Origin of the sequence: Variovorax ginsengisoli (assembly GCF_030486595.1) — a bacterium.
In the GTDB taxonomy this organism is placed as follows: Bacteria; Pseudomonadota; Gammaproteobacteria; order Burkholderiales; family Burkholderiaceae_C; genus Variovorax; species Variovorax ginsengisoli_B.
In genome coordinates, this window is the sequence record NZ_JAUJZH010000008.1 from 105472 (window position 1) to 123871 (window position 18400).

17 protein-coding genes are annotated in these 18400 nt (G+C 67.4%); 10 read left to right on the forward strand and 7 right to left on the reverse strand.

Annotated features, from left to right (window positions below; translation table 11 throughout):
- Positions 1 to 8: 8 nt before the first annotated feature.
- The 3 genes from aceF to lpdA (QZH52_RS13220) are packed head-to-tail and all read left to right on the forward strand — an operon-like array spanning position 9 to position 4053.
- Entirely contained in the window at positions 9 to 1643 is a 1635-nt protein-coding gene (aceF, locus tag QZH52_RS13210; RefSeq protein WP_301809525.1) for a dihydrolipoyllysine-residue acetyltransferase, read from the forward strand.
- Positions 1640 to 2230 (forward strand): Ntn hydrolase family protein, encoded by a 591-nt coding sequence (locus QZH52_RS13215; RefSeq protein ID WP_286532989.1) that lies wholly within the window; start codon positions 1640 to 1642, stop codon positions 2228 to 2230. The genes aceF and QZH52_RS13215 overlap by 4 nt, the downstream gene beginning before the upstream one ends.
- Positions 2227 to 4053, forward strand: coding sequence for a dihydrolipoyl dehydrogenase (gene lpdA / locus QZH52_RS13220; protein ID WP_301809527.1), 1827 nt, complete (start codon positions 2227 to 2229; stop codon positions 4051 to 4053). Before QZH52_RS13215 ends, lpdA (QZH52_RS13220) begins: the two co-directional genes overlap by 4 nt.
- Before the next feature lie 70 nt (positions 4054 to 4123).
- Here the strand turns inward: lpdA (QZH52_RS13220) and QZH52_RS13225 are convergent, their stop codons facing one another.
- Positions 4124 to 4684 carry a C40 family peptidase gene (locus QZH52_RS13225; RefSeq protein WP_286532991.1) on the reverse strand — a complete coding sequence of 187 codons (561 nt, stop codon included), beginning with the start codon at positions 4682 to 4684 and terminating at the stop codon, positions 4124 to 4126.
- 222 nt (positions 4685 to 4906) lie between these two features.
- Here QZH52_RS13225 and QZH52_RS13230 point away from each other — a divergent pair, with 222 nt between their 5' ends.
- Positions 4907 to 6037 carry a PQQ-dependent sugar dehydrogenase gene (locus QZH52_RS13230; protein ID WP_301809529.1) on the forward strand — a complete coding sequence of 377 codons (1131 nt, stop codon included), beginning with the start codon at positions 4907 to 4909 and terminating at the stop codon, positions 6035 to 6037.
- 93 nt (positions 6038 to 6130) lie between these two features.
- Entirely contained in the window at positions 6131 to 6730 is a 600-nt protein-coding gene (locus QZH52_RS13235; protein ID WP_301809530.1) for an isochorismatase family protein, read from the forward strand.
- A gap of 28 nt (positions 6731 to 6758) precedes the next feature.
- On the opposite strand, the gene QZH52_RS13240 is transcribed toward QZH52_RS13235, so the two are convergent.
- The 5 genes from QZH52_RS13240 to QZH52_RS13260 form a co-directional block, all read right to left on the reverse strand.
- On the reverse strand, positions 6759 to 7178 hold the full coding sequence (locus tag QZH52_RS13240) for a hypothetical protein (RefSeq protein ID WP_286524136.1): 420 nt from the start codon (positions 7176 to 7178) through the stop codon (positions 6759 to 6761).
- A 75-nt stretch (positions 7179 to 7253) separates the two neighbouring features.
- Positions 7254 to 7814 (reverse strand): GAF domain-containing protein, encoded by a 561-nt coding sequence (locus tag QZH52_RS13245; protein ID WP_301809532.1) that lies wholly within the window; start codon positions 7812 to 7814, stop codon positions 7254 to 7256.
- Between the two features lie 43 nt (positions 7815 to 7857).
- Positions 7858 to 8700 carry a tetratricopeptide repeat protein gene (locus tag QZH52_RS13250; protein WP_286532996.1) on the reverse strand — a complete coding sequence of 281 codons (843 nt, stop codon included), beginning with the start codon at positions 8698 to 8700 and terminating at the stop codon, positions 7858 to 7860.
- Entirely contained in the window at positions 8697 to 9620 is a 924-nt protein-coding gene (ku, locus tag QZH52_RS13255) for a non-homologous end joining protein Ku (protein ID WP_286532997.1), read from the reverse strand. The genes QZH52_RS13250 and ku overlap by 4 nt, the downstream gene beginning before the upstream one ends.
- A gap of 94 nt (positions 9621 to 9714) precedes the next feature.
- Positions 9715 to 9873, reverse strand: a complete 159-nt coding sequence (locus tag QZH52_RS13260; RefSeq protein ID WP_286532998.1) for a DUF3606 domain-containing protein — start codon at positions 9871 to 9873, stop codon at positions 9715 to 9717.
- Between the two features lie 277 nt (positions 9874 to 10150).
- On the opposite strand from QZH52_RS13260, the gene QZH52_RS13265 reads away from it, so the two are divergent.
- The 5 genes from QZH52_RS13265 (at position 10151) to QZH52_RS13285 (ending at position 17595) form a co-directional block, all read left to right on the forward strand.
- Positions 10151 to 13033, forward strand: a complete 2883-nt coding sequence (locus tag QZH52_RS13265; protein WP_286532999.1) for a 2-oxoglutarate dehydrogenase E1 component — start codon at positions 10151 to 10153, stop codon at positions 13031 to 13033.
- Between the two features lie 64 nt (positions 13034 to 13097).
- Entirely contained in the window at positions 13098 to 14372 is a 1275-nt protein-coding gene (gene odhB / locus QZH52_RS13270) for a 2-oxoglutarate dehydrogenase complex dihydrolipoyllysine-residue succinyltransferase (RefSeq protein ID WP_286524128.1), read from the forward strand.
- Positions 14373 to 14382: 10 nt separating this feature from the next.
- The gene (gene lpdA / locus QZH52_RS13275) at positions 14383 to 15813 is read left to right on the forward strand and encodes a dihydrolipoyl dehydrogenase (RefSeq protein ID WP_286533000.1); all 1431 of its coding nucleotides are present in this window, start codon (positions 14383 to 14385) and stop codon (positions 15811 to 15813) included.
- A gap of 4 nt (positions 15814 to 15817) precedes the next feature.
- Positions 15818 to 16918: a cell division protein ZapE gene (zapE, locus tag QZH52_RS13280; RefSeq protein WP_301809541.1), complete on the forward strand. Its 1101-nt coding sequence runs from the start codon at positions 15818 to 15820 to the stop codon at positions 16916 to 16918.
- Positions 16915 to 17595: a hypothetical protein gene (locus QZH52_RS13285; RefSeq protein WP_301809544.1), complete on the forward strand. Its 681-nt coding sequence runs from the start codon at positions 16915 to 16917 to the stop codon at positions 17593 to 17595. The genes zapE and QZH52_RS13285 overlap by 4 nt, the downstream gene beginning before the upstream one ends.
- Here QZH52_RS13285 and QZH52_RS13290 read toward each other — a convergent pair.
- On the reverse strand, positions 17582 to 18352 hold the full coding sequence (locus tag QZH52_RS13290; RefSeq protein WP_301809548.1) for a PP2C family protein-serine/threonine phosphatase: 771 nt from the start codon (positions 18350 to 18352) through the stop codon (positions 17582 to 17584). The two genes, QZH52_RS13285 and QZH52_RS13290, sit on opposite strands and share 14 nt — an antisense overlap.
- Positions 18353 to 18400 lie beyond the last annotated feature (48 nt).

The window sequence follows — 18400 nt, forward strand, 5'->3', positions numbered from 1 at the left end:
GACACGATATGGCAACAGTGGAAATCAAGGTGCCGGACATCGGCGACTTCGACGAGGTCGCGGTGATCGAAGTGCTGGTGAAGGTCGGCGACACGGTGAAGGCCGAGCAGTCGCTCATCACCGTGGAGTCGGACAAGGCCTCGATGGAGATTCCGTCGAGCCAGGCCGGCGTGGTCAAGGAACTCAAGGTGGAGGTCGGCAGCAAGGTCAAGGAAGGCTCGGTGGTGCTGGTGCTCGAAGGCGAGGGCGCGGCTGCGCCTGCGGCCTCGGCGCCCGCGGCAGCAGCACCGGCACCTGCGGCCGCTGCCCCTGCGCCGGCAGCGGCGGCCGGCCCGATCGACATCAAGGTGCCCGACATCGGCGACTTCAAGGATGTCGCGGTGATCGAGGTGCTGGTCAAGCCCGGCGACACGATCAAGGCCGAGCAATCGCTGATCACGGTCGAGTCCGACAAGGCCTCGATGGAGATCCCGTCGTCGGCGGCGGGCGTGCTCAAGGAACTCAAGGTCAAGGTCGGCGACACGGTCAACATCGGCGACCTGATCGCGGTGATCGAAGGCACCGCGGGCGCCGCGGCGCCCGCGGCTGCGGCACCGGCATCGGCACAGGCCGCTGCGGCAGCGGCACCGGCCAGCGCGTCGGCACCGGTCCCTGCGGCGTCCGCACCGGCCGCCGCCCCGCCGGCGCACGACCCGACGGTTGCGCCCAGCGGCAAGATGCCGCACGCCTCGCCCTCGGTGCGCAAGTTCGCGCGCGAACTCGGCGTGCCGCTCGAGGAAGTCAAGGGCAGCGGGCCGAAGGGCCGCATCACCCAGGAAGACGTGCAGAGCTTCACGCGCTCGGTGATGAGCGGCGCGGCCAGCACCAAGGCCGCCGGCGCCAAGGCGCCCGCGGGCGGCGGCGGCGAGGCGCTCGGCCTGATCCCGTGGCCGAAGGTCGACTTCACCAAGTTCGGCACGGTCGAGCGCAAGGACCTGTCGCGCATCAAGAAGCTCAGCGGCGCCAACCTGCACCGCAACTGGGTGATGATCCCGCACGTCACCAACAACGACGAGGCCGACATCACCGAGCTTGAGGCCTTCCGGGTCGCGACCAACAAGGAGAACGAGAAGTCGGGCGTCAAGGTGACGATGCTGGCCTTCGTGATCAAGGCCATGGTCTCGGCGCTGAAGAAGTTCCCCGACTTCAACACCAGCCTGGACGGCGACCAGTTGGTCTACAAGCAGTACTACAACATCGGCTTCGCGGCGGACACGCCGAACGGGCTGGTGGTGCCGGTGCTCAAGGACGCCGACAAGAAGGGCGTGCTGCAGATCAGCCAGGAAATGGGCGATCTGGCCAAGAAGGCGCGGGACGGCAAGCTCGGTTCCGCCGACATGCAGGGCGGCTGCATCTCGATCAGCTCGCTGGGCGGCATCGGCGGCACGCACTTCACGCCGATCATCAACGCGCCCGAGGTCGCGATCCTGGGCCTGTCGAAGGGCCAGATGAAGCCGGTGTGGGACGGCAAGCAGTTCGTGCCGCGCCTGACGCTGCCGCTGTCGCTGTCCTATGACCACCGCGTCATCGACGGTGCTGCGGCGGCGCGATTCAACGCCTACCTGGGCCAGGTGCTCGCGGACTTCAGACGCGTTCTCCTATGACCACGGTGGTGGCCGTCCGCAAGGGCGGCCAGGTCGTGATGGCGGCGGATTCGCTCGTGACCTTCGGCGACACGCGCCTGTCGCACCGCGCCGAAGCCAACCAGAAGCTGTTCATGGTGAACGATGCGGGCGGGCAGAGCATCTTCGCGGTGGCCGGCGCGGCGGCGCACTTTCTTGTGCTCCAGCATGCGCTGGCGGCGCAGCCCCCCGAGGCGCTGCGCTTCGGCAGCAAGGACGAGATCTTTCGCACCTTCACGCTGCTGCATCCGGTGCTCAAGGACTCGTTCTTCCTGCAGGCCAAGGAAGACGAGCACGAGCCCTACGAGTCGAGCCAGTTCACGATGCTGCTGGCCAATGCCAGCGGCATCTACGGCATCTACAGCTACCGCGAGGTGTTCGAGTTCAAGCAGTTCTGGAGCATCGGCTCGGGACGCAGCTTCGCACTCGGCGCCATGCACGCGGTCTACGACAAGGCGCGTTCGGCGCGCGATGTCGCCGAGGCCGGCGTTGCGGCGGCCTGCGAATTCGATCGCAATTCGGCCGGTCCGGTCGACGTTCTCACACTCAAACTGAAGGTGTCCAAATGAGCGAAGTACAAGTCAAGGTGCCGGACATCGGCGATTTCGATGAAGTCGCGGTGATCGAGGTGCTGGTGAAGGCCGGCGACACGGTGAAGGCCGAGCAGTCGCTGATCACGGTGGAGTCGGACAAGGCCTCGATGGAGATCCCGTCGTCCGCGGCCGGCGTGGTCAAGTCGGTGGCCGTGAAGGTCGGCGACAAGGTCAAGGAGGGCTCTGTGGTGCTGACGCTCGAGGCGGCCGAAGGCGCCGCCGCGGCGCCGGCACCGGCACCGGCGGCAGCAGCCCCTGCCGCAAGCCCGGCGTCGGCACCGAAGCCGGCCCCGGCTGCGGCGGCCCCCGCGCCTGCCGCCGCATCGAGCTACACCGGTTCGGTCGACCACGACTGCGATCTGCTGGTGCTCGGCGCCGGCCCGGGCGGCTATTCGGCCGCCTTCCGCGCCGCCGATCTCGGCCTCAAGGTGATCCTGGTCGAGCGCTACGCGACGCTCGGCGGCGTCTGCCTCAATGTCGGCTGCATCCCGTCGAAGGCGCTGCTGCACGTCGCCGCGGTGATCGACGAGGTCAAGCACTTCGCCGACCTCGGCGTCAGCTACGGCGAACCGAAGATCGACCGCGCCAAGCTGCTCGGGCGCAAGAACAAGGTGGTGGGCAAGCTCACCGGCGGCCTGGCGGCGATGGCCAAGATGCGCAAGGTCACGACGGTGCGCGGCATCGGCGAGTTCATCGATCCCTTCCACGTGAAGGTGCAGGAAACCAGCGGCGACGGCCAGGCCACCACCGGCAAGGCGCAGACGGTCAAGTTCCGGCATTGCGTGATCGCGGCCGGTTCGCAGGCCGTGCACCTGCCCTTCATGCCGAAGGACCCGCGCGTGGTCGACTCCACCGGCGCGCTCGAACTCGGCATCGAACCGAAGCGCATGCTGATCCTCGGCGGCGGCATCATCGGGCTCGAGATGGGCTCGGTCTATTCGACCCTGGGCGCGCGGCTCGACGTGGTCGAGATGCTCGACGGGCTGATGCAGGGCGCCGACCGCGATTTGGTCAAGGTCTGGCAGAAGCTCAACGCGCCGCGCTTCGACAACATCATGCTGAAGACCAAGACCGTGGGCGCCGAAGCCACCAAGGATGGCATCCGCGTGACGTTCGAGGGCGAGCAGGCGCCGAAGGAGCCGCAGTTGTACGACCTGGTGCTGCAGGCCGTGGGCCGCAGCCCCAACGGCAAGAAGATCGGCGCCGAGAAGGCCGGTGTCGCGGTCAGCGACCGCGGCTTCATCCCGGTCGACATCCAGATGCGGACCAACGTGCCCCATATCTTCGCGGTCGGCGACATCGTCGGCCAGCCAATGCTGGAGCACAAGGCGGTGCACGAGGCGCACGTGGCGGCCGAGGTGATCGCCGGCGAGCAGAAGGGCGACAAGGAACTGGCGAGCGCGGCTTTCAATGCCCGCGTGATCCCGAGCGTGGCCTACACCGACCCCGAAGTGGCCTGGGTCGGCCTGACCGAAGACCAGGCCAAGGCCGAAGGCGTGAAGATCGAGAAGGGCCTGTTCCCCTGGACCGCCTCGGGCCGGGCGATCGCCAACGGCCGCGACGAGGGCTTCACCAAGCTGCTGTTCGATGCCGAGTCGCACCGCATCGTCGGCGGCGGCATCGTCGGCACCCACGCTGGCGACATGATCGGCGAAATCGCGCTGGCGATCGAGATGGGCGCGGACGCCTACGACATCGGCAAGACCATCCATCCGCATCCGACGCTGGGCGAGAGCATCGGGCTGGCGGCGGAGGCGGTGCATGGCCACTGCACCGACCTGCCGCCGGTGAAGCGCTGAGCGGCGGCTTGCCGCCCCATGAAAAAATCCCGCCTGGCGCGGGATTTTTTTCGTCCGGATCAGGGCGGTATCAGTCGCCCGAGGCCTTGACCTCGTCCTGCGCCGCGGCGACCCGGCGGGCGCCGCTGAAACGGCGCTGCCAGTAGCTGCCGCTCATGTCTTCGACCCGCACTTGCGCGCCGGGCTTGGGGGAATGGATGAACTTGCCCTCGCCGACATAGATCCCGACGTGGCTGAAGGCGCGGCGCATGGTGTTGAAGAACACCAGGTCGCCGGGCTTGAGCTCGCTGCGGTCGATCTTCTGGGTGGCGGCGGCCTGTTCTTCGGCGCGGCGCGGCAGCAGGTGGCCGACCGTCTGGGTGTACATGGCGCGGACGAAGCCGCTGCAGTCGAAACCGGTCTCGGCCGTGTTGCCGCCGCGGCGGTAGGGGACGCCCAGGAAGCCGATGGCGGTCACCACGAGGTCGGAGGTGCGATCGGCGACCGTCTGGCGAACCTGGTGGAATTGGCCCAGCAGGGTCTTCTCGGCGACCGGGGTGCCCGTCTGCGGGTCGGTGGTCGGATCCAGCTGCGGCGCGGCGTGTGCGTGGAGGGCGAGCAGCAAGCTGGCGGTGAGGAGAAAAAGTCGCATGGCGCGTAGGATATGGACGACACCTTGGGGTGTCAATTTCATGCGGATTCGGGATTCTGCACGTAAACAGTTGTCGGAGAAAGGATTTTTTCCATTTCTCACATACCCAAATGTAAAAGTCAACGTTATGGGCCATAAGTTCTTTGCTGGATGTAATGCAAAAGATTTGCAATTCGGGTTGAAATGGCACCGGCCCGGAAATCCGCCGACGCCAAGGAAAACATGAAATCGTTGCTGCTTTCGCGGGTTCGCCAAGGGCTCGCCCGTTTCCTTTTCGCGTCCCTGGCGACCCTCGGCGTGGCGCAGGCGGCACCGCGACCGGAGATCGTCGCGGCCGGGCTCGAGAACCCCTGGGGCGTCGCCTTTCTTCCGGACGGGCGCTTTCTGGTCACCGAGCGGCCCGGGCGGCTGCGGGTGGTGGCGGCAGACGGCCAACTCGGCGCACCGCTGGCCGGGCTGCCACCGATCGCGGCGGGCGGGCAGGGGGGGCTGCTCGACGTGCTGGCCGATTCCGCCTTCGACCGGAACCGCACGCTGTACTTCTGCTTTTCCGAACCCGAGGCGGGCGGCCCGGCCAACGGCACCGCGCTGGCGCGCGCCCGGCTGTCCGCCGACGCCAGCCGCCTCGAGGATGTCAGGGTGATATTCAGCCAGCGGCCCAAGGTGGTCAGCCGCAACCATTTCGGCTGCCGCATCGTCGAGGCCGCGGACGGAACGCTGTTCCTGACCCTGGGCGAGCGTTTCAGCCGCAAGGAAGACGCGCAGAAACTCGACAACCACCTGGGCAAGATCGTGCGTATCGGCAAGGATGGTTCGGTGCCCAGGGACAATCCCTTCGTCGGCCAGGCCGGCGCGCTGCCCGAGATCTGGAGTTATGGCCACCGCAATGGCCAGGGCGCGACGCTGGGGCCCGATGGCAAGCTGTGGATGCACGAGCATGGACCGCAGGGCGGCGACGAGATCAACGTCCCGCAGGCCGGCCGCAACTACGGCTGGCCGGTGATCACCTACGGCGAGAACTACGGCGGCGGCAAGATCGGCGACGGCATCACGCAGAAGGAGGGCATGGAGCAGCCGCTGCACTACTGGGTGCCCTCGATCGCCCCGTCGGGCATGGCCTTCCTGACCAGCGACCGCTACGGCGCGACCTGGAAGGGCAACCTCTTCGTGGGCTCACTCAAGTTCGGCTACCTGGACCGGATCGTCCTCAAGGACGGCAAGGTCGCGTCCGAGCAGAAGCTGCTCGAAGACGGCAAGGCGCGCATCCGCGACGTCAAGCAGGGGCCGGACGGCCTGCTCTATATCCTGACCGACGAGTCGAACGGCAAGCTGATCCGGCTGCGGCCCGACTGAAGCACGTTCCGCCGCCGCAGCACGCGCGGGCCGCAAGTCCCCGCGCAACGGTGGTACGGTCCGGGATCACACCGTATTTCGCGAAAGACTCCCATGCTGCTCGATGCCTCCCAATCCCAACTGGTCCTGGTCGACTACCAGACGCGCCTGATGCCGGCCATTTTCGAGGCCGAGGCCGTCGCGAAGAACGCGGTCCGGCTGGGAGAAATGGCCCGGCTGGTGGAGGTCCCGATCTGGGGCACCGAGCAGAATCCGTCCAAGCTCGGCGAGAACCTGCCTGAGATCCGCGCGCTGTGCCAGCGCACGCTGGCCAAGATGCACTTCAGCGGCGCCGAGGAGGGCCTGGGCGAATGGCTGCGCGTGCCCGTGAAAGCGCCGCAAGGCAACGCCCGCAGCCTTCCCAAGCACTTGCAGAAGCCCGCCGCGGCCGAGGAGCGCAACACCATCGTGATCGCCGGCTGCGAGGCCCACGTCTGCCTGCTGCAGACGGCGCTCGACCTGCTCGAGGACGAGTTCGAGGTCTGGGTCGTGACCGATGCGTGCAGTTCGCGCACCGAGCGCAACCGCGACGCCGCCTTCGACCGGCTGGCCGGCGCGGGTGCCGAACTCGTGACCACCGAGATGGTCGGCTTCGAATGGCTGCGCACGGCCGAGCATCCGCGGTTCAGGGAACTGCAGGCCCTGATTCGCTGACGGCCGGACCCTCGAGACGCGGGGCGCTTCAGGGCGGGGCGCCGCGACGGGGCCGCCGGAGCCGCTTCAGATAGGCGTCGCGGACGATCAGGGCCATGGTCTCCACCGGCGTGAACACCAACGAGGCGCTGCCGAGCACGGCCGAGGCGAAGTCGCCGAGCTGGAACACGGCCGGCCCGCCGTCAGGGGTCAGGAAATGGCTGATGACCAGGGCGTGCCAGAGGAACAGCAAGAAATTGGCCGCCAGCACGGTCTTCAGCAGCCGGCTGCTGAACATGGTCAGGCAGATGCCGGCCTGCACGGTGGCGGCCGCCAGCAGCGCCATGCCGAGCGGGTAGCCCGCCGCGTAGCCTTGCAGCGCGGCGGCGGCCAGCAGCAGGGAGATGGCCGCCAGCAGTGCCGACTTGCGGCGTACCGAAACGATGGCGGCGGAGCGATGGGGAGTCACTGGCCCCAGTCTGGACGAGGCGCGCGCGGAAGTGAATCCGCCATATGGGGGATGGGGATGGCTCGCGACCGGGCCTCAGTGGGCAAAGGCGAGCGGCTCGAAGTCGCGCCCTTCGGCTTGCGCGATCAGCCGCGCCGTGGCGTGGGCGGCCATCTCCAGGCGCCGGACGTCGCGCTGGTCCAGATGGGGGCAGGCCGCGAAACTGAAGCCGCACAACATGCCGTACAGCGTGCCGTCCGACAGGCGCACCGGCACACCGATATGGGCGCCCAGCGCTTCGTAGTAGAGGGGAAGTCCGTAGTCCGAACGGACACTTGCGACGTCCGGCGTCAGGCACGGCATGCGGCCGTCGACGATGCGCTGGCAGATGGTTTCGTCGAGGGGATGGCCCTCGCCCTGCTTGATGACGGCGTCTTCGGTGCGCGAGGCGATGTGGCGGAACACCCGGGAGCCGTCGACGAACTCGCCGATGAAGACCACCTCCAGCTTGAGCTGCTCGCGCACCACACGCAACAGGCTGCCGATCGAGACCTCGATCAGGCCGCTGGCGCGCAGGTCGGCGTCGGCCGTCACAGCGGTGAGCCGCGTCGCCCCGTCGTCCGCAGGGTCGGGGCTCGTGTCGAGAATCGTTTTCATGGAGTGCCGATTCTGCCGCCAGAGTGAAAAAAGCCGAACTCGTTCATTTGTCCTGGAGGCGTCGATAGGCGCTGAAGTGCCGGATCGCCTTCTTTTCGTCTCCCAGGTGGTCGTGCAGGCGCGCCGCATTGAAGTGAGCGTCGCCCAGGCCCGGGTCGAGCGTGAGGCAGCGGTCGTAGGCCATCAGGGCCTCGCGGTAGCGCTCCAGGTCTTCCAGCGCCACCGCGCGGTTGAAATGCAGCAGGGCGACCTCGGGGCGCTGGGCGAGCGCCTCGTCGTAGAGCGCCACGGCCTCCGCATGGCGGCCCGATTCGCAGAGCAGGGCGCCGAGATTCAGGTAGGCGTCGGCATACGCCGGCGCGCCCTCGAGCAGGCGGCGGTAGGCGCGCTCGGCCGCTGCCGGGTCGCTCGCCTCCAGGGCCTCGGCTTGCGCGAACAGCGTCTCGGGCGACGACTGGACCAGCGCCGGCGCCTCGGCCGGGCCGCGCTCGACGAAGGCCACGGTGCCGCTCATCGCCGCGACATCGAAATCCATCAGCAGCTGGCCCGACTCGGCCGCCCACCGGCTGCCCCGCTCGTGCACGGCGACCTCGCTGCCGACGGCGGTGATCCGCAGTCCGCTCAGCGGCAGTTCGGCTGGCAGCGTGCCCTTGAGCCGCTGCAGCGCGCGCACGATCTTGCGCGTCGGGATGTCGGCCAGTTGCAGCTTGTGGGCGGTGCGCAACAGGACGACGTCTCGAAACGAGAAGCGGTATTCGTTGCGCGGTCCGCGCGATGGGCTGACGAAGCCATGGGCGATGAGTCTGGCGACCGCGCTGCGCGACAGGCCCAGCATCTCCTGGATGCCGCGCAGGGTATGGGGCGCCGGCGGCGGCGACGGCTTCACTTTCTCGATCGCGCGCGCGCCGGGGCCGGGGCCTCGGCCTCGGGCGCCTTGGCGCTGGCCCGCTTCACGCCCTTGCGCTCCTTCGAGGCCAGCGGCGTGACCTTGTCGGCGGGCGCCCGCGCGGCGCGCTGGCCGGCTGTGCCGCCGCGGGCCAGGCTGGCACGCAGCATTTCGGTGAGGTCGATGATCTGGCCGCCCGCGTCGGCGTCGCGCGCCTCGGCCGCGACCACCTGCTTGCCGGCGATCTTGGCATCGATGGCGGCCAGGATGCGCTGCTTTTCCTCGTCGACGAACTGGGTCGGGTCGTAGCTGTCCTCGGCGATCTGGTCGATCAGCTGGAGCGCGAGCTTCACCTCCGCGTCCGAGGGCTGGACCTGCTCGATATCGAGTTCCTTCAGCGAGCGGACCTCGTCGGCGTAGAGCAGCTGCTGCAGCACCAGGCCGTCTTCGGCGGCGCGCACCTGGACCACGTACTGCTTGCCCTTCCAGGCCCATTTCGCGAGTGCGCAGCGGCCGCTTTCCTGCATGGCGGCGCGCAGCAGCGAATAGGATTTGCCGCCGCGCTTGTCGGGGGCGAGGTAGTAGGCCTTGTCGTAGTAGATCGGATCGACCGCCTTCTCGGGAATGAAGCTCACGATGTCGATCGCATGGCTGGCGCTTTCCTCGACCGCCTTGAGTTCATCAGGCGTGAAAAGCACATAGCGATCCTTCTCGAATTCGTAGCCCTTGACCATCTCGGACCGCGGAACGACGGTGGCCGGGTCTTTTTCGGACACGTACTGTTGCTTGACGCGGGAGCCGTCGCGAGTGAGGAGGTTGAACTTCACCGTGCTGCTGCTCTCGGTCGCGGAATACAGCTTGACCGGAATGGAGACCAGACCGAAACCCAGGGACAGGGAAGCGATCGAACGAGCTGCCATGCGGACCTCCAAGGACGGTGCGGCGCACCCAGGATGCGCAGGATGCCACTTTACGGTGGCTTCGAACAGGGGCGGGAGCCCCCGGCTGCACCCGTCATTGCTTGCCGAGATGCACCGCGACCTGCTCGACCCGGGGGCCGACGTCCGCCACCGCCTGGCGCAGCGCATGCTCGCTCACGCCGAGCCGTTCGCACCAGTATTGGATCTCGCCCGCCTGAGTGACGTCGATGGGGTCGTGGGCTTCGTCGGACATGGCAGTGTTCTCCATTCGGTAGGCGGCCATCGTGGCCGTCGGCTCGGCGCCGGCATGGCGGAAAATCCTGCGTCTTCGTGCAGGACGATGCCGATGTCCGGGCACTCCATGGCCTTGAACAGTGCCCCCGGCACCGTCATATGCGCGTCGTGGCACAATGCGAGAGTACTCAGGCCCTTCCCCAGCCACAGTCGCATCCGCCAACCGGTCCAGCCGTGTCGCGGAAGGTTTCTTAACCAGCTAGTGCTTCCTTCAGGGAAGCGAAGGTCAGCGGAATATGAGCGATTCCTCGTCGACGGGTTCTTCCGTCTACAGCGCCTACCAAGGCAACACCTACCTCTTCGGCGGCAATGCGCCCTATGTCGAAGAGATGTACGAAAACTACCTCTCCAATCCCGGCAGCGTGCCCGACAACTGGCGCTCGTATTTCGATGCGCTCCAGAACGTGCCCGCCACCGACGGCAGCAATGCCAAGGACGTGCCCCACCTGCCGGTGGTCAACGCCTTCGCCGAGCGTGCCAAGCAGGGCACCACCAAGGTGGTGGTGGCCAGCGGCGCCGACTCCGAGCTGGGCCGCAAGCGCACCGCGGTCCAGCAGCTGATCGCCGCCTACCGCAACGTCGGCGCCCGCTGGGCCGACCTCGATCCGCTCAAGCGCACCGAGCGTCCGGCCATTCCCGAGCTCGAGCCTTCGTTCTACGGCTTCGCCGACGCTGACCTCGAAACGGTGTTCAACACCAGCAACACCTTCTTCGGCAAGGAGACGATGTCGCTGCGCGACCTGCTGAACGCACTGCGCGAGACCTACTGCGGCACCATCGGCGCCGAGTACATGTACATGACCGACCAGGGCCAGAAGCGCTGGTGGCAGCAGAAGCTCGAAAGCGCCCGCACCAACCCGCAGCTGGGTGCCGAGCAGAAGAAGCGCGTGCTCGAGCGGCTCACCGCCGCCGAAGGTCTCGAGCGCTTCCTGCACACCAAGTACGTCGGCCAGAAGCGCTTCTCGCTCGAAGGCGGCGAGAGCTTCATCGTCGCGATGGACGAGTTGATCAACCAGGCCGGCATCAAGGGCGTCCAGGAGATCGTGATCGGCATGGCCCACCGCGGCCGCCTCAACGTGCTCGTCAATTCGCTCGGCAAGCTGCCGGCCGACCTGTTCGCAGAGTTCGACCACACGGCGCCCGAAGACCTGCCCAGCGGCGACGTCAAGTACCACCAGGGCTTCAGTTCCGACGTGACCACGGGCGGCGGCCCGGTCCACCTGAGCCTGGCTTTCAACCCCTCGCACCTCGAGATCGTGAACCCGGTGGTCGAAGGCTCGGTGCGCGCGCGCATGGACCGCCGCGCCGACCCGCTCGGCAAGCAGGTGCTGCCGGTGATCGTGCACGGCGACGCCGCCTTCGCGGGCCAGGGCGTCGTGATGGAAACGCTGGCGCTGGCCGAAACCCGCGGCTACTCCACGGGCGGCACGGTCCACATCGTGATCAACAACCAGATCGGCTTCACCACCAGCGACCCGCGCGACAGCCGCTCGACGCTGTATTGCACCGACATCGTCAAGATGATCGAGGCGCCGGTGCTGCACGTGAACGGCGACGACCCCGAAGCCGTGGTGCTGGCCACCCAGCTCGCCCTCGAGTTCCGCATGGAATTCCAGAAGGACGTGGTGGTCGACATCATCTGCTTCCGCAAGCTCGGCCACAACGAGCAGGACACGCCGGCGCTGACGCAGCCGCTGATGTACAAGAAGATCGCCCAGCACCCCGGCACGCGCAAGCTGTACGCCGACAAGCTAGCGGCCCAGGGCCTCGGCGCCACGCTCGGCGACGACATGGTCAAGGCCCAGCGCGCCGCCTTCGACGCCGGCAAGAACACCTCCGACCCGGTGCTGACCAACTTCAAGAGCAAGTACGCGGTCGACTGGAGCCCCTTCCTCAACAAGAAGTGGACCGACGCCGGCGACACCGCGATCCCGACCGCCGAATGGAAGCGTCTGGCCGAACGCATCACGAAGGCGCCCGAAGGCTTCACGGTGCATCCGCTGGTCAAGAAGGTGCTCGACGACCGCGCCGCGATGGGCCGCGGCGACGCCAATGTCGACTGGGGCATGGGCGAGCACATGGCCTTCGCCTCGCTGGTGGCGAGCGGCTATCCGGTCCGCCTCTCGGGCGAGGACAGCGGCCGCGGCACCTTCACGCACCGCCATGCGGTGCTGCACGACCAGAATCGCGAGAAGTTCGACGAAGGCACCTATGTGCCGCTGCAGAACGTGGCCGACAACCAGGCCCCGTTCGTCGTCATCGACTCGATCCTGTCCGAAGAAGCGGTGCTGGCTTTCGAATACGGCTACGCCTCGAACGATCCCAACACGCTGGTGATCTGGGAAGCGCAGTTCGGCGACTTCGTCAACGGCGCGCAGGTCGTGATCGACCAGTTCATCGCCTCGGGCGAGGTCAAGTGGGGCCGCGTCAACGGCATCACGCTGATGCTGCCGCACGGCTACGAAGGCCAGGGTCCGGAGCACAGCTCGGCGCGCCTCGAGCGCTTCATGCAGCTGGCGGCCGACACCAACATGCAGGTGGTGCAGCCGACCACGGCGAGCCAGATCTTCCACGTGCTGCGCCGCCAGATGGTGCGCAACCTGCGCAAGCCGTTGATCATCATGACGCCGAAGTCGCTGCTGCGGAACAAGGACGCGACCTCGCCGCTGTCCGAGTTCACGAAGGGTGGCTTCCAGACCGTCATTCCGGACAGCAAGGACCTGAAGGCCGAGAAGGTCAAGCGCGTGATCGCCTGCTCGGGCAAGGTCTACTACGACCTGGCCAAGAAGCGCGAGGAGAAGGGCGCCGACGACGTGGCGATCATCCGCGTCGAGCAGCTCTATCCGTTCCCGCACAAGGCCTTCGCCACCGAGCTGAAGAAGTACCCGAACCTGGTGGACGTGGTCTGGTCGCAGGACGAGCCGCAGAACCAGGGCGCCTGGTTCTTCGTGCAGCACTACATCCACGAGAACATGCAGGAAGGCCAGAAGCTCGGCTACTCCGGCCGTGCCGCCTCGGCATCGCCGGCGGTCGGTTATTCGCACCTGCACCAGGAACAGCAGAAGGCGCTGGTCGACGGCGCGTTCGGCAAGCTCAAAGGCTTCGTGCTGACCAAGTAAAAAAAAAGGAGCGCCCAGTGCGCTCCGACCCAATTCCAAAGAAACACGAAGCGAGCACATAGAAATGTCCATCGTAGAAGTCAAGGTTCCCCAGTTGTCCGAGTCCGTGGCCGAAGCCACCATGCTCCAGTGGAAGAAGAAAGCCGGCGACGCCGTCGCCATCGATGAAATCCTGATCGAGATCGAGACCGACAAGGTCGTGCTCGAAGTGCCGGCCCCCGCGGCGGGCGTGCTGGCCGAGATCGTCCAGGGCGACGGTGCCACCGTCACCGCCGAGCAGTTGATCGCCCGGATCGACACCGAAGGCAAGGCCGGCGCCGCCGCGCCTGCCGCCGCCGCACCGGCCGCCGCGCCGGCCGCGGCCCCCGCGCCGGCTGCGGCCGCAGCCGCTGCCACCGGCGGCTCGAAGTCCGACGTCGCGATGCCGGCGGCCGCCAAGCTGCTGGCGGACAACAAGCTGAGCACCGGTGACGTTGCCGGCACCGGCCGCGATGGCCGCGTCACCAAGGGCGACGTGCTCGGCGCCGTGGCGGCCGGCACCACCGCGAAGGTGGCGGCACCCGTGCCCGTGCCGACCGGCGCGCCCAAGGCGGCGCTGCCGCAGGTTGCTGCGCCGACCCGCGCGCCCGACCTCGGCGACCGTCCGGAAGAACGCGTGCCGATGAGCCGCCTGCGCGCGCGCATCGCCGAGCGCCTGCTGCAATCGCAGTCGAGCAATGCCATCCTGACCACCTTCAACGAAGTCAACATGGCCCCGGTCATGGAGATGCGCAAGAAGTTCCAGGATGCGTTCACCAAGGAGCACGGCGTCAAGATCGGCTTCATGAGCTTCTTCGTGAAGGCCGCGGTGCATGCGCTCAAGAAGTACCCGGTGATCAACGCCTCGGTCGACGGCAACGACATCGTCTACCACGGCTACTTCGACATCGGCATCGCGGTCGGTTCGCCGCGCGGCCTGGTGGTGCCGATCCTGCGCAACGCCGACCAGATGAGCTTCGCCGACATCGAGAAGAAGATCGCCGAGTTCGGCCAGAAGGCCAAGGACGGCAAGCTGGGCATCGAAGAGATGACCGGCGGCACCTTCTCGATCTCCAACGGCGGCACCTTCGGCTCGATGCTGTCGACCCCGATCATCAACCCGCCGCAGTCGGCCATCCTGGGCGTGCACGCGACCAAGGACCGCGCGGTGGTCGAGAACGGCCAGGTCGTCGTTCGCCCGATGAACTACCTCGCGATGAGCTACGACCACCGCATCATCGACGGCCGCGAAGCCGTGCTGGGCCTGGTCGCCATGAAGGAAGCGCTGGAAGATCCGTCGCGCCTCCTGTTCGACATCTGAGGAGCACCGGATGTCTGACAAGCAATTCGACGTCGTCGTCATCGGCGGCGGCCCCGGCGGCTACGTGGCTGCGATCCGCGCGGCACAGCTCGGCTTCAACGTGGCCTGCATCGACGAGTGGAAGAACGCCAAGGGCGGTCCGGCCCTCGGCGGCACCTGCACCAACATCGGTTGCATTCCCTCGAAGGCGCTGCTGCAGTCGTCGGAGCACTACGAGCACGCCGGCCACAGCTTCGCCGACCATGGCATCAAGGTCGAGGGCCTGGGCCTCGATGTCGCCAAGATGCTGTCCCGCAAGGACACTGTCGTGAAGCAGAACAACGACGGCATCGTCTACCTGTTCAAGAAGAACAAGGTCGCGTTCTTCCATGGCCGCGGCTCGTTCGTGAAGGCCTCCGACGCCGGCTACGAAATCAAGGTCGAGGGCGCAGCCGAAGAGAGCATTACCGCCAAGCAGGTCATCGTCGCGACCGGCTCCAATGCGCGTCCCTTGCCCGGCGCACCGTTCGACGAGGAGAACATCCTCTCGAACGACGGCGCGCTGCGCATCGGCGCCGTGCCGAAGAAGCTGGCGCTGATCGGCTCCGGCGTGATCGGCCTCGAAATGGGCTCGGTCTGGCGCCGCCTCGGTGCCGAGGTCACGGTGCTCGAAGCGCTGCCGACCTTCCTGGGCGCGGTCGACGAGCAGATCGCCAAGGAGGCGCTCAAGGCCTTCACCAAGCAGAACCTCAAGATCGAGCTCGGCGTCAAGGTCGGCGAGGTCAAGTCGGGCAAGAAGGGCGTCTCGATCGCCTACACCGACGCCAAGGGCGGCGCGCAGTCGCTCGAGGTCGACAAGCTGATCGTCTCGATCGGCCGCGTGCCCAACACCATCGGCCTCAATGCCGAAGCAGTGGGCCTGAAGCTCGACGAGCGCGGCGCCATCGAGGTCGACGAAGAGTGCCGTACCAACCTGCCCGGTGTGTGGGCCATCGGCGATGTGGTGCGTGGCCCGATGCTCGCGCACAAGGCCGAGGAAGAGGGCGTGGCGGTGGCCGAGCGCATGGCCGGCCAGCACGGGCACGTCAACTTCAACACGATTCCCTGGGTGATCTATACCTCCCCGGAAATCGCCTGGGTCGGCCAGACCGAGCAGCAGCTCAAGGCCAGCGGCCGGGCCTACAAGGCCGGCACCTTCCCGTTCCTCGCGAACGGTCGGGCGCGTGCATTGGGCGACACCACCGGCATGGTCAAGTTCCTGGCCGACGCGGCCACCGACGAGATCCTCGGCGTCCACATGGTCGGACCGATGGTGAGCGAGCTGATCTCCGAAGCCGTGGTGGCGATGGAGTTCAAGGCCAGCGCCGAAGACATCGCGCGCATCTGCCACGCCCATCCGTCGCTGTCCGAGGCGACGAAGGAAGCGGCCCTTGCCGTCGACAAGCGCACGCTGAACTTCTGAGTTCGTGACTACTGTCAGGCAGGCGTACGACGCGGAGCTGGCTGCGCGGGGTTACCAAAGCGACCCCGCGCAGCTGCGCGCCGTGGAAGCCCTCGACCGCTGCGCGCGCGAGTGGGGCGAGTACAAGGCGCAGCGTTCCAACGCCTTCAAGAAGCTGATCAACCGGCCGGAGATTCCGCGCGGGGTCTACATGTACGGCGGCGTCGGGCGCGGCAAGAGCTTCCTGATGGACTGCTTCTACAACGCGGTCCCGCTCAGGCGCAAGACGCGGCTGCACTTCCATGAGTTCATGCGCGAGGTCCATCGCGAGCTGGCCGAGCTGCAGGGCACGGTCAACCCGCTGGACGAGCTGGGCCTGCGGATTTCCAAGCGCTACAAGCTGATCTGCTTCGACGAGTTCCATGTCGCCGACATCACCGATGCAATGATCCTGCACCGGCTGCTGGCGGCGTTGTTCGAGAACGGCGTGGGCTTCGTCACCACTTCCAACTTCAAGCCGGACGACCTCTACCCGGGCGGCCTGCACCGCGACCGGATCCTGCCGGCGATCGCGCTGCTCAACCAGCGGCTGGAGGTGATCAGCGTCGACAACGGCACCGACTACCGGCGCCGCACGCTCGAGCAGGTGCGTCTCTACCTGACGCCCAACGGCGCCGCGGCCGACAAGGAGATGCGCAAGGCCTTCGAGCGGCTGGCCGAGAGCGCCGACGAGAACCCGGTGCTGCACATCGAGTCGCGCGAGATCCATGCCCGGCGCAAGGCCGGGGGCGTGGTCTGGTTCGACTTCAAGACGCTGTGCGGCGGTCCGCGCTCGCAGAACGACTACCTCGAGATCGCGACCCAGTTCCACACCGTGCTGCTCTCCGACGTGCCGTACATGCCGGTGCGTATGGCCTCTGAAGCACGTCGTTTCACATGGCTGGTCGACGTGTTCTACGATCGGCGCGTGAAACTGATCATGTCCGCCGAGGTCCCGCCCGAGGCGTTGTATACCGAAGGGCCCCTGGCCCATGAATTTCCTCGCACCGTGTCGCGGCTCAACGAGATGCAATCGACCGAGTTCCTGGCGCTGGAGCGGCGCACCGTCGACACCCGCCTCACATGAAGAACATCGTCCTTGCCTTGTTGTTGGGTGTCGCAGCGTTGCCGCTCTGGGCGCAGTCGAGCGCGACCGCGGCCGGCGCCGACCTCGACGCCGAGCGGGCCCGCCTGGCCGAGGAGCGCAAGGCGATCAGCGCCCGCTACGACGCCGACCGCACCGCCTGCTACAAGAAGTTCGCGGTCGAGGGCTGCCTGCAGGAAAGCCGGCAGCGCCGCCGCGTGGCCACCGACGACGTCAAGCGCCAGGAAGCGGAGATCAATGACCTGGAGCGCAAGCGCCGCGGCGCGGCGGCACTCGACAAGCTCGACGAAAAGGGCAGCAGTGCGCGCGCCAGGGAGGCCGATGCGAAGCGCGAGGAGTCGCTGAAGTCGCAGCAGGATCGCGAGCAGCGCGCCGCCGACCATGCGGCCGGCCGCACCCAGGCAGCCAGCGAAGCGGCCGAGAAGCAGCGCCAGTTCGACGACAAGCAGCGTGCCCATGCCGAGGAGCAGGCGAAGGCGGCGCGCCGCCGCGCCGAAGCGCCGGCTGCACGCCAGGCCTACGAAGACAAGCAGCGGCAGGCCGACCAGCATCGGGTGGACAACCAGAAGCGAAACGCCGACCGGACCAAGCCGCGCTCGGCGCCCCTGCCCGATCCGGGGACTGCGGCCACCCCGGCCGCGACGCCTACTCGTCCTTAGGCAGGTCCTCGAGCTTCACGACGACGATCGAGATGTTGTCGCCGCCGCCGTGGGCGCGCCGGCGGGCTTCGGCGACCAGCAGCTCGACGGCCTCGCGCGGCGGCTTCTCGGCCAGCAGTTCGCCCATCTCTATCGGGCTGAAGTAGTGCCATAGGCCGTCGCTGCAGGCCATCAGCACGTCGCCGGCCTTCAGGCGCGGGATCAGGTGGACGTCGACCGGGGGCGGGGTCGACTTCATGCCGAGGCAGCCGAGCAGGATGTTGCCCTGGGGATGCACGCTGGCCTCGTCCTCGTCGATTTCGCCGCGGTCCACCAGCACCTGCACGTAGGAGTGGTCCTTGGTGCGCTTGACCAGCCGGCCGTCGTGGAAGTGGTAGATGCGGGAGTCGCCCGCGTGGATCCAGGCGCAGTCGCCCTCCGGGTTCATGAGGAAGGCCGCCAGCGTGCTGTGCGGCTCCTGCTCGCTGGACACCGCCGTGAGCTTGATCACGGTGTGGGCTTCCTCGAGCAGCTGGCGCAGCATGCCGACCGGTTCGTCGCGCCCGGGCTTGTAGCGGGAGAAGAGCTGGCGCGCGGTCAGCAGCACCTGGTCGGAGGCCTTGCGTCCGCCGCTGCGCCCGCCCATGCCGTCGGCGACGACCGCCAGCACGCAGCCCGGCACGCGGGGGTGGGTGACGACCAGGACCTGGTCTTGCTGGTAGGGGCGGTCTCCCTTGTGGAGACCGGTGGCGGCGGCGAGTCGAAAGCCTCGGGTCATGTGGCGCTGCTGCGCCGATGGCGCGGTTCTTGTTGTGAGGATGCTGAC

What these genes read in the sequence shown, in the direction of transcription:
- aceF (WP_301809525.1), top strand. Translation starts at nt 9, where the DNA reads ATGGCAACAGTGGAAATCAAGGTGCCGGACATCGGCGACTTCGACGAG.
- QZH52_RS13215 (WP_286532989.1), top strand. Translation starts at nt 1,640, where the DNA reads ATGACCACGGTGGTGGCCGTCCGCAAGGGCGGCCAGGTCGTGATGGCG.
- lpdA (WP_301809527.1), top strand. Translation starts at nt 2,227, where the DNA reads ATGAGCGAAGTACAAGTCAAGGTGCCGGACATCGGCGATTTCGATGAA.
- QZH52_RS13225 (WP_286532991.1), bottom strand. Translation starts at nt 4,684, where the DNA reads ATGCGACTTTTTCTCCTCACCGCCAGCTTGCTGCTCGCCCTCCACGCA.
- QZH52_RS13230 (WP_301809529.1), top strand. Translation starts at nt 4,907, where the DNA reads ATGAAATCGTTGCTGCTTTCGCGGGTTCGCCAAGGGCTCGCCCGTTTC.
- QZH52_RS13235 (WP_301809530.1), top strand. Translation starts at nt 6,131, where the DNA reads ATGCTGCTCGATGCCTCCCAATCCCAACTGGTCCTGGTCGACTACCAG.
- QZH52_RS13245 (WP_301809532.1), bottom strand. Translation starts at nt 7,814, where the DNA reads ATGAAAACGATTCTCGACACGAGCCCCGACCCTGCGGACGACGGGGCG.
- ku (WP_286532997.1), bottom strand. Translation starts at nt 9,620, where the DNA reads ATGGCAGCTCGTTCGATCGCTTCCCTGTCCCTGGGTTTCGGTCTGGTC.
- QZH52_RS13260 (WP_286532998.1), bottom strand. Translation starts at nt 9,873, where the DNA reads ATGTCCGACGAAGCCCACGACCCCATCGACGTCACTCAGGCGGGCGAG.
- QZH52_RS13265 (WP_286532999.1), top strand. Translation starts at nt 10,151, where the DNA reads ATGAGCGATTCCTCGTCGACGGGTTCTTCCGTCTACAGCGCCTACCAA.
- odhB (WP_286524128.1), top strand. Translation starts at nt 13,098, where the DNA reads ATGTCCATCGTAGAAGTCAAGGTTCCCCAGTTGTCCGAGTCCGTGGCC.
- lpdA (WP_286533000.1), top strand. Translation starts at nt 14,383, where the DNA reads ATGTCTGACAAGCAATTCGACGTCGTCGTCATCGGCGGCGGCCCCGGC.
- QZH52_RS13285 (WP_301809544.1), top strand. Translation starts at nt 16,915, where the DNA reads ATGAAGAACATCGTCCTTGCCTTGTTGTTGGGTGTCGCAGCGTTGCCG.
- QZH52_RS13290 (WP_301809548.1), bottom strand. Translation starts at nt 18,352, where the DNA reads ATGACCCGAGGCTTTCGACTCGCCGCCGCCACCGGTCTCCACAAGGGA.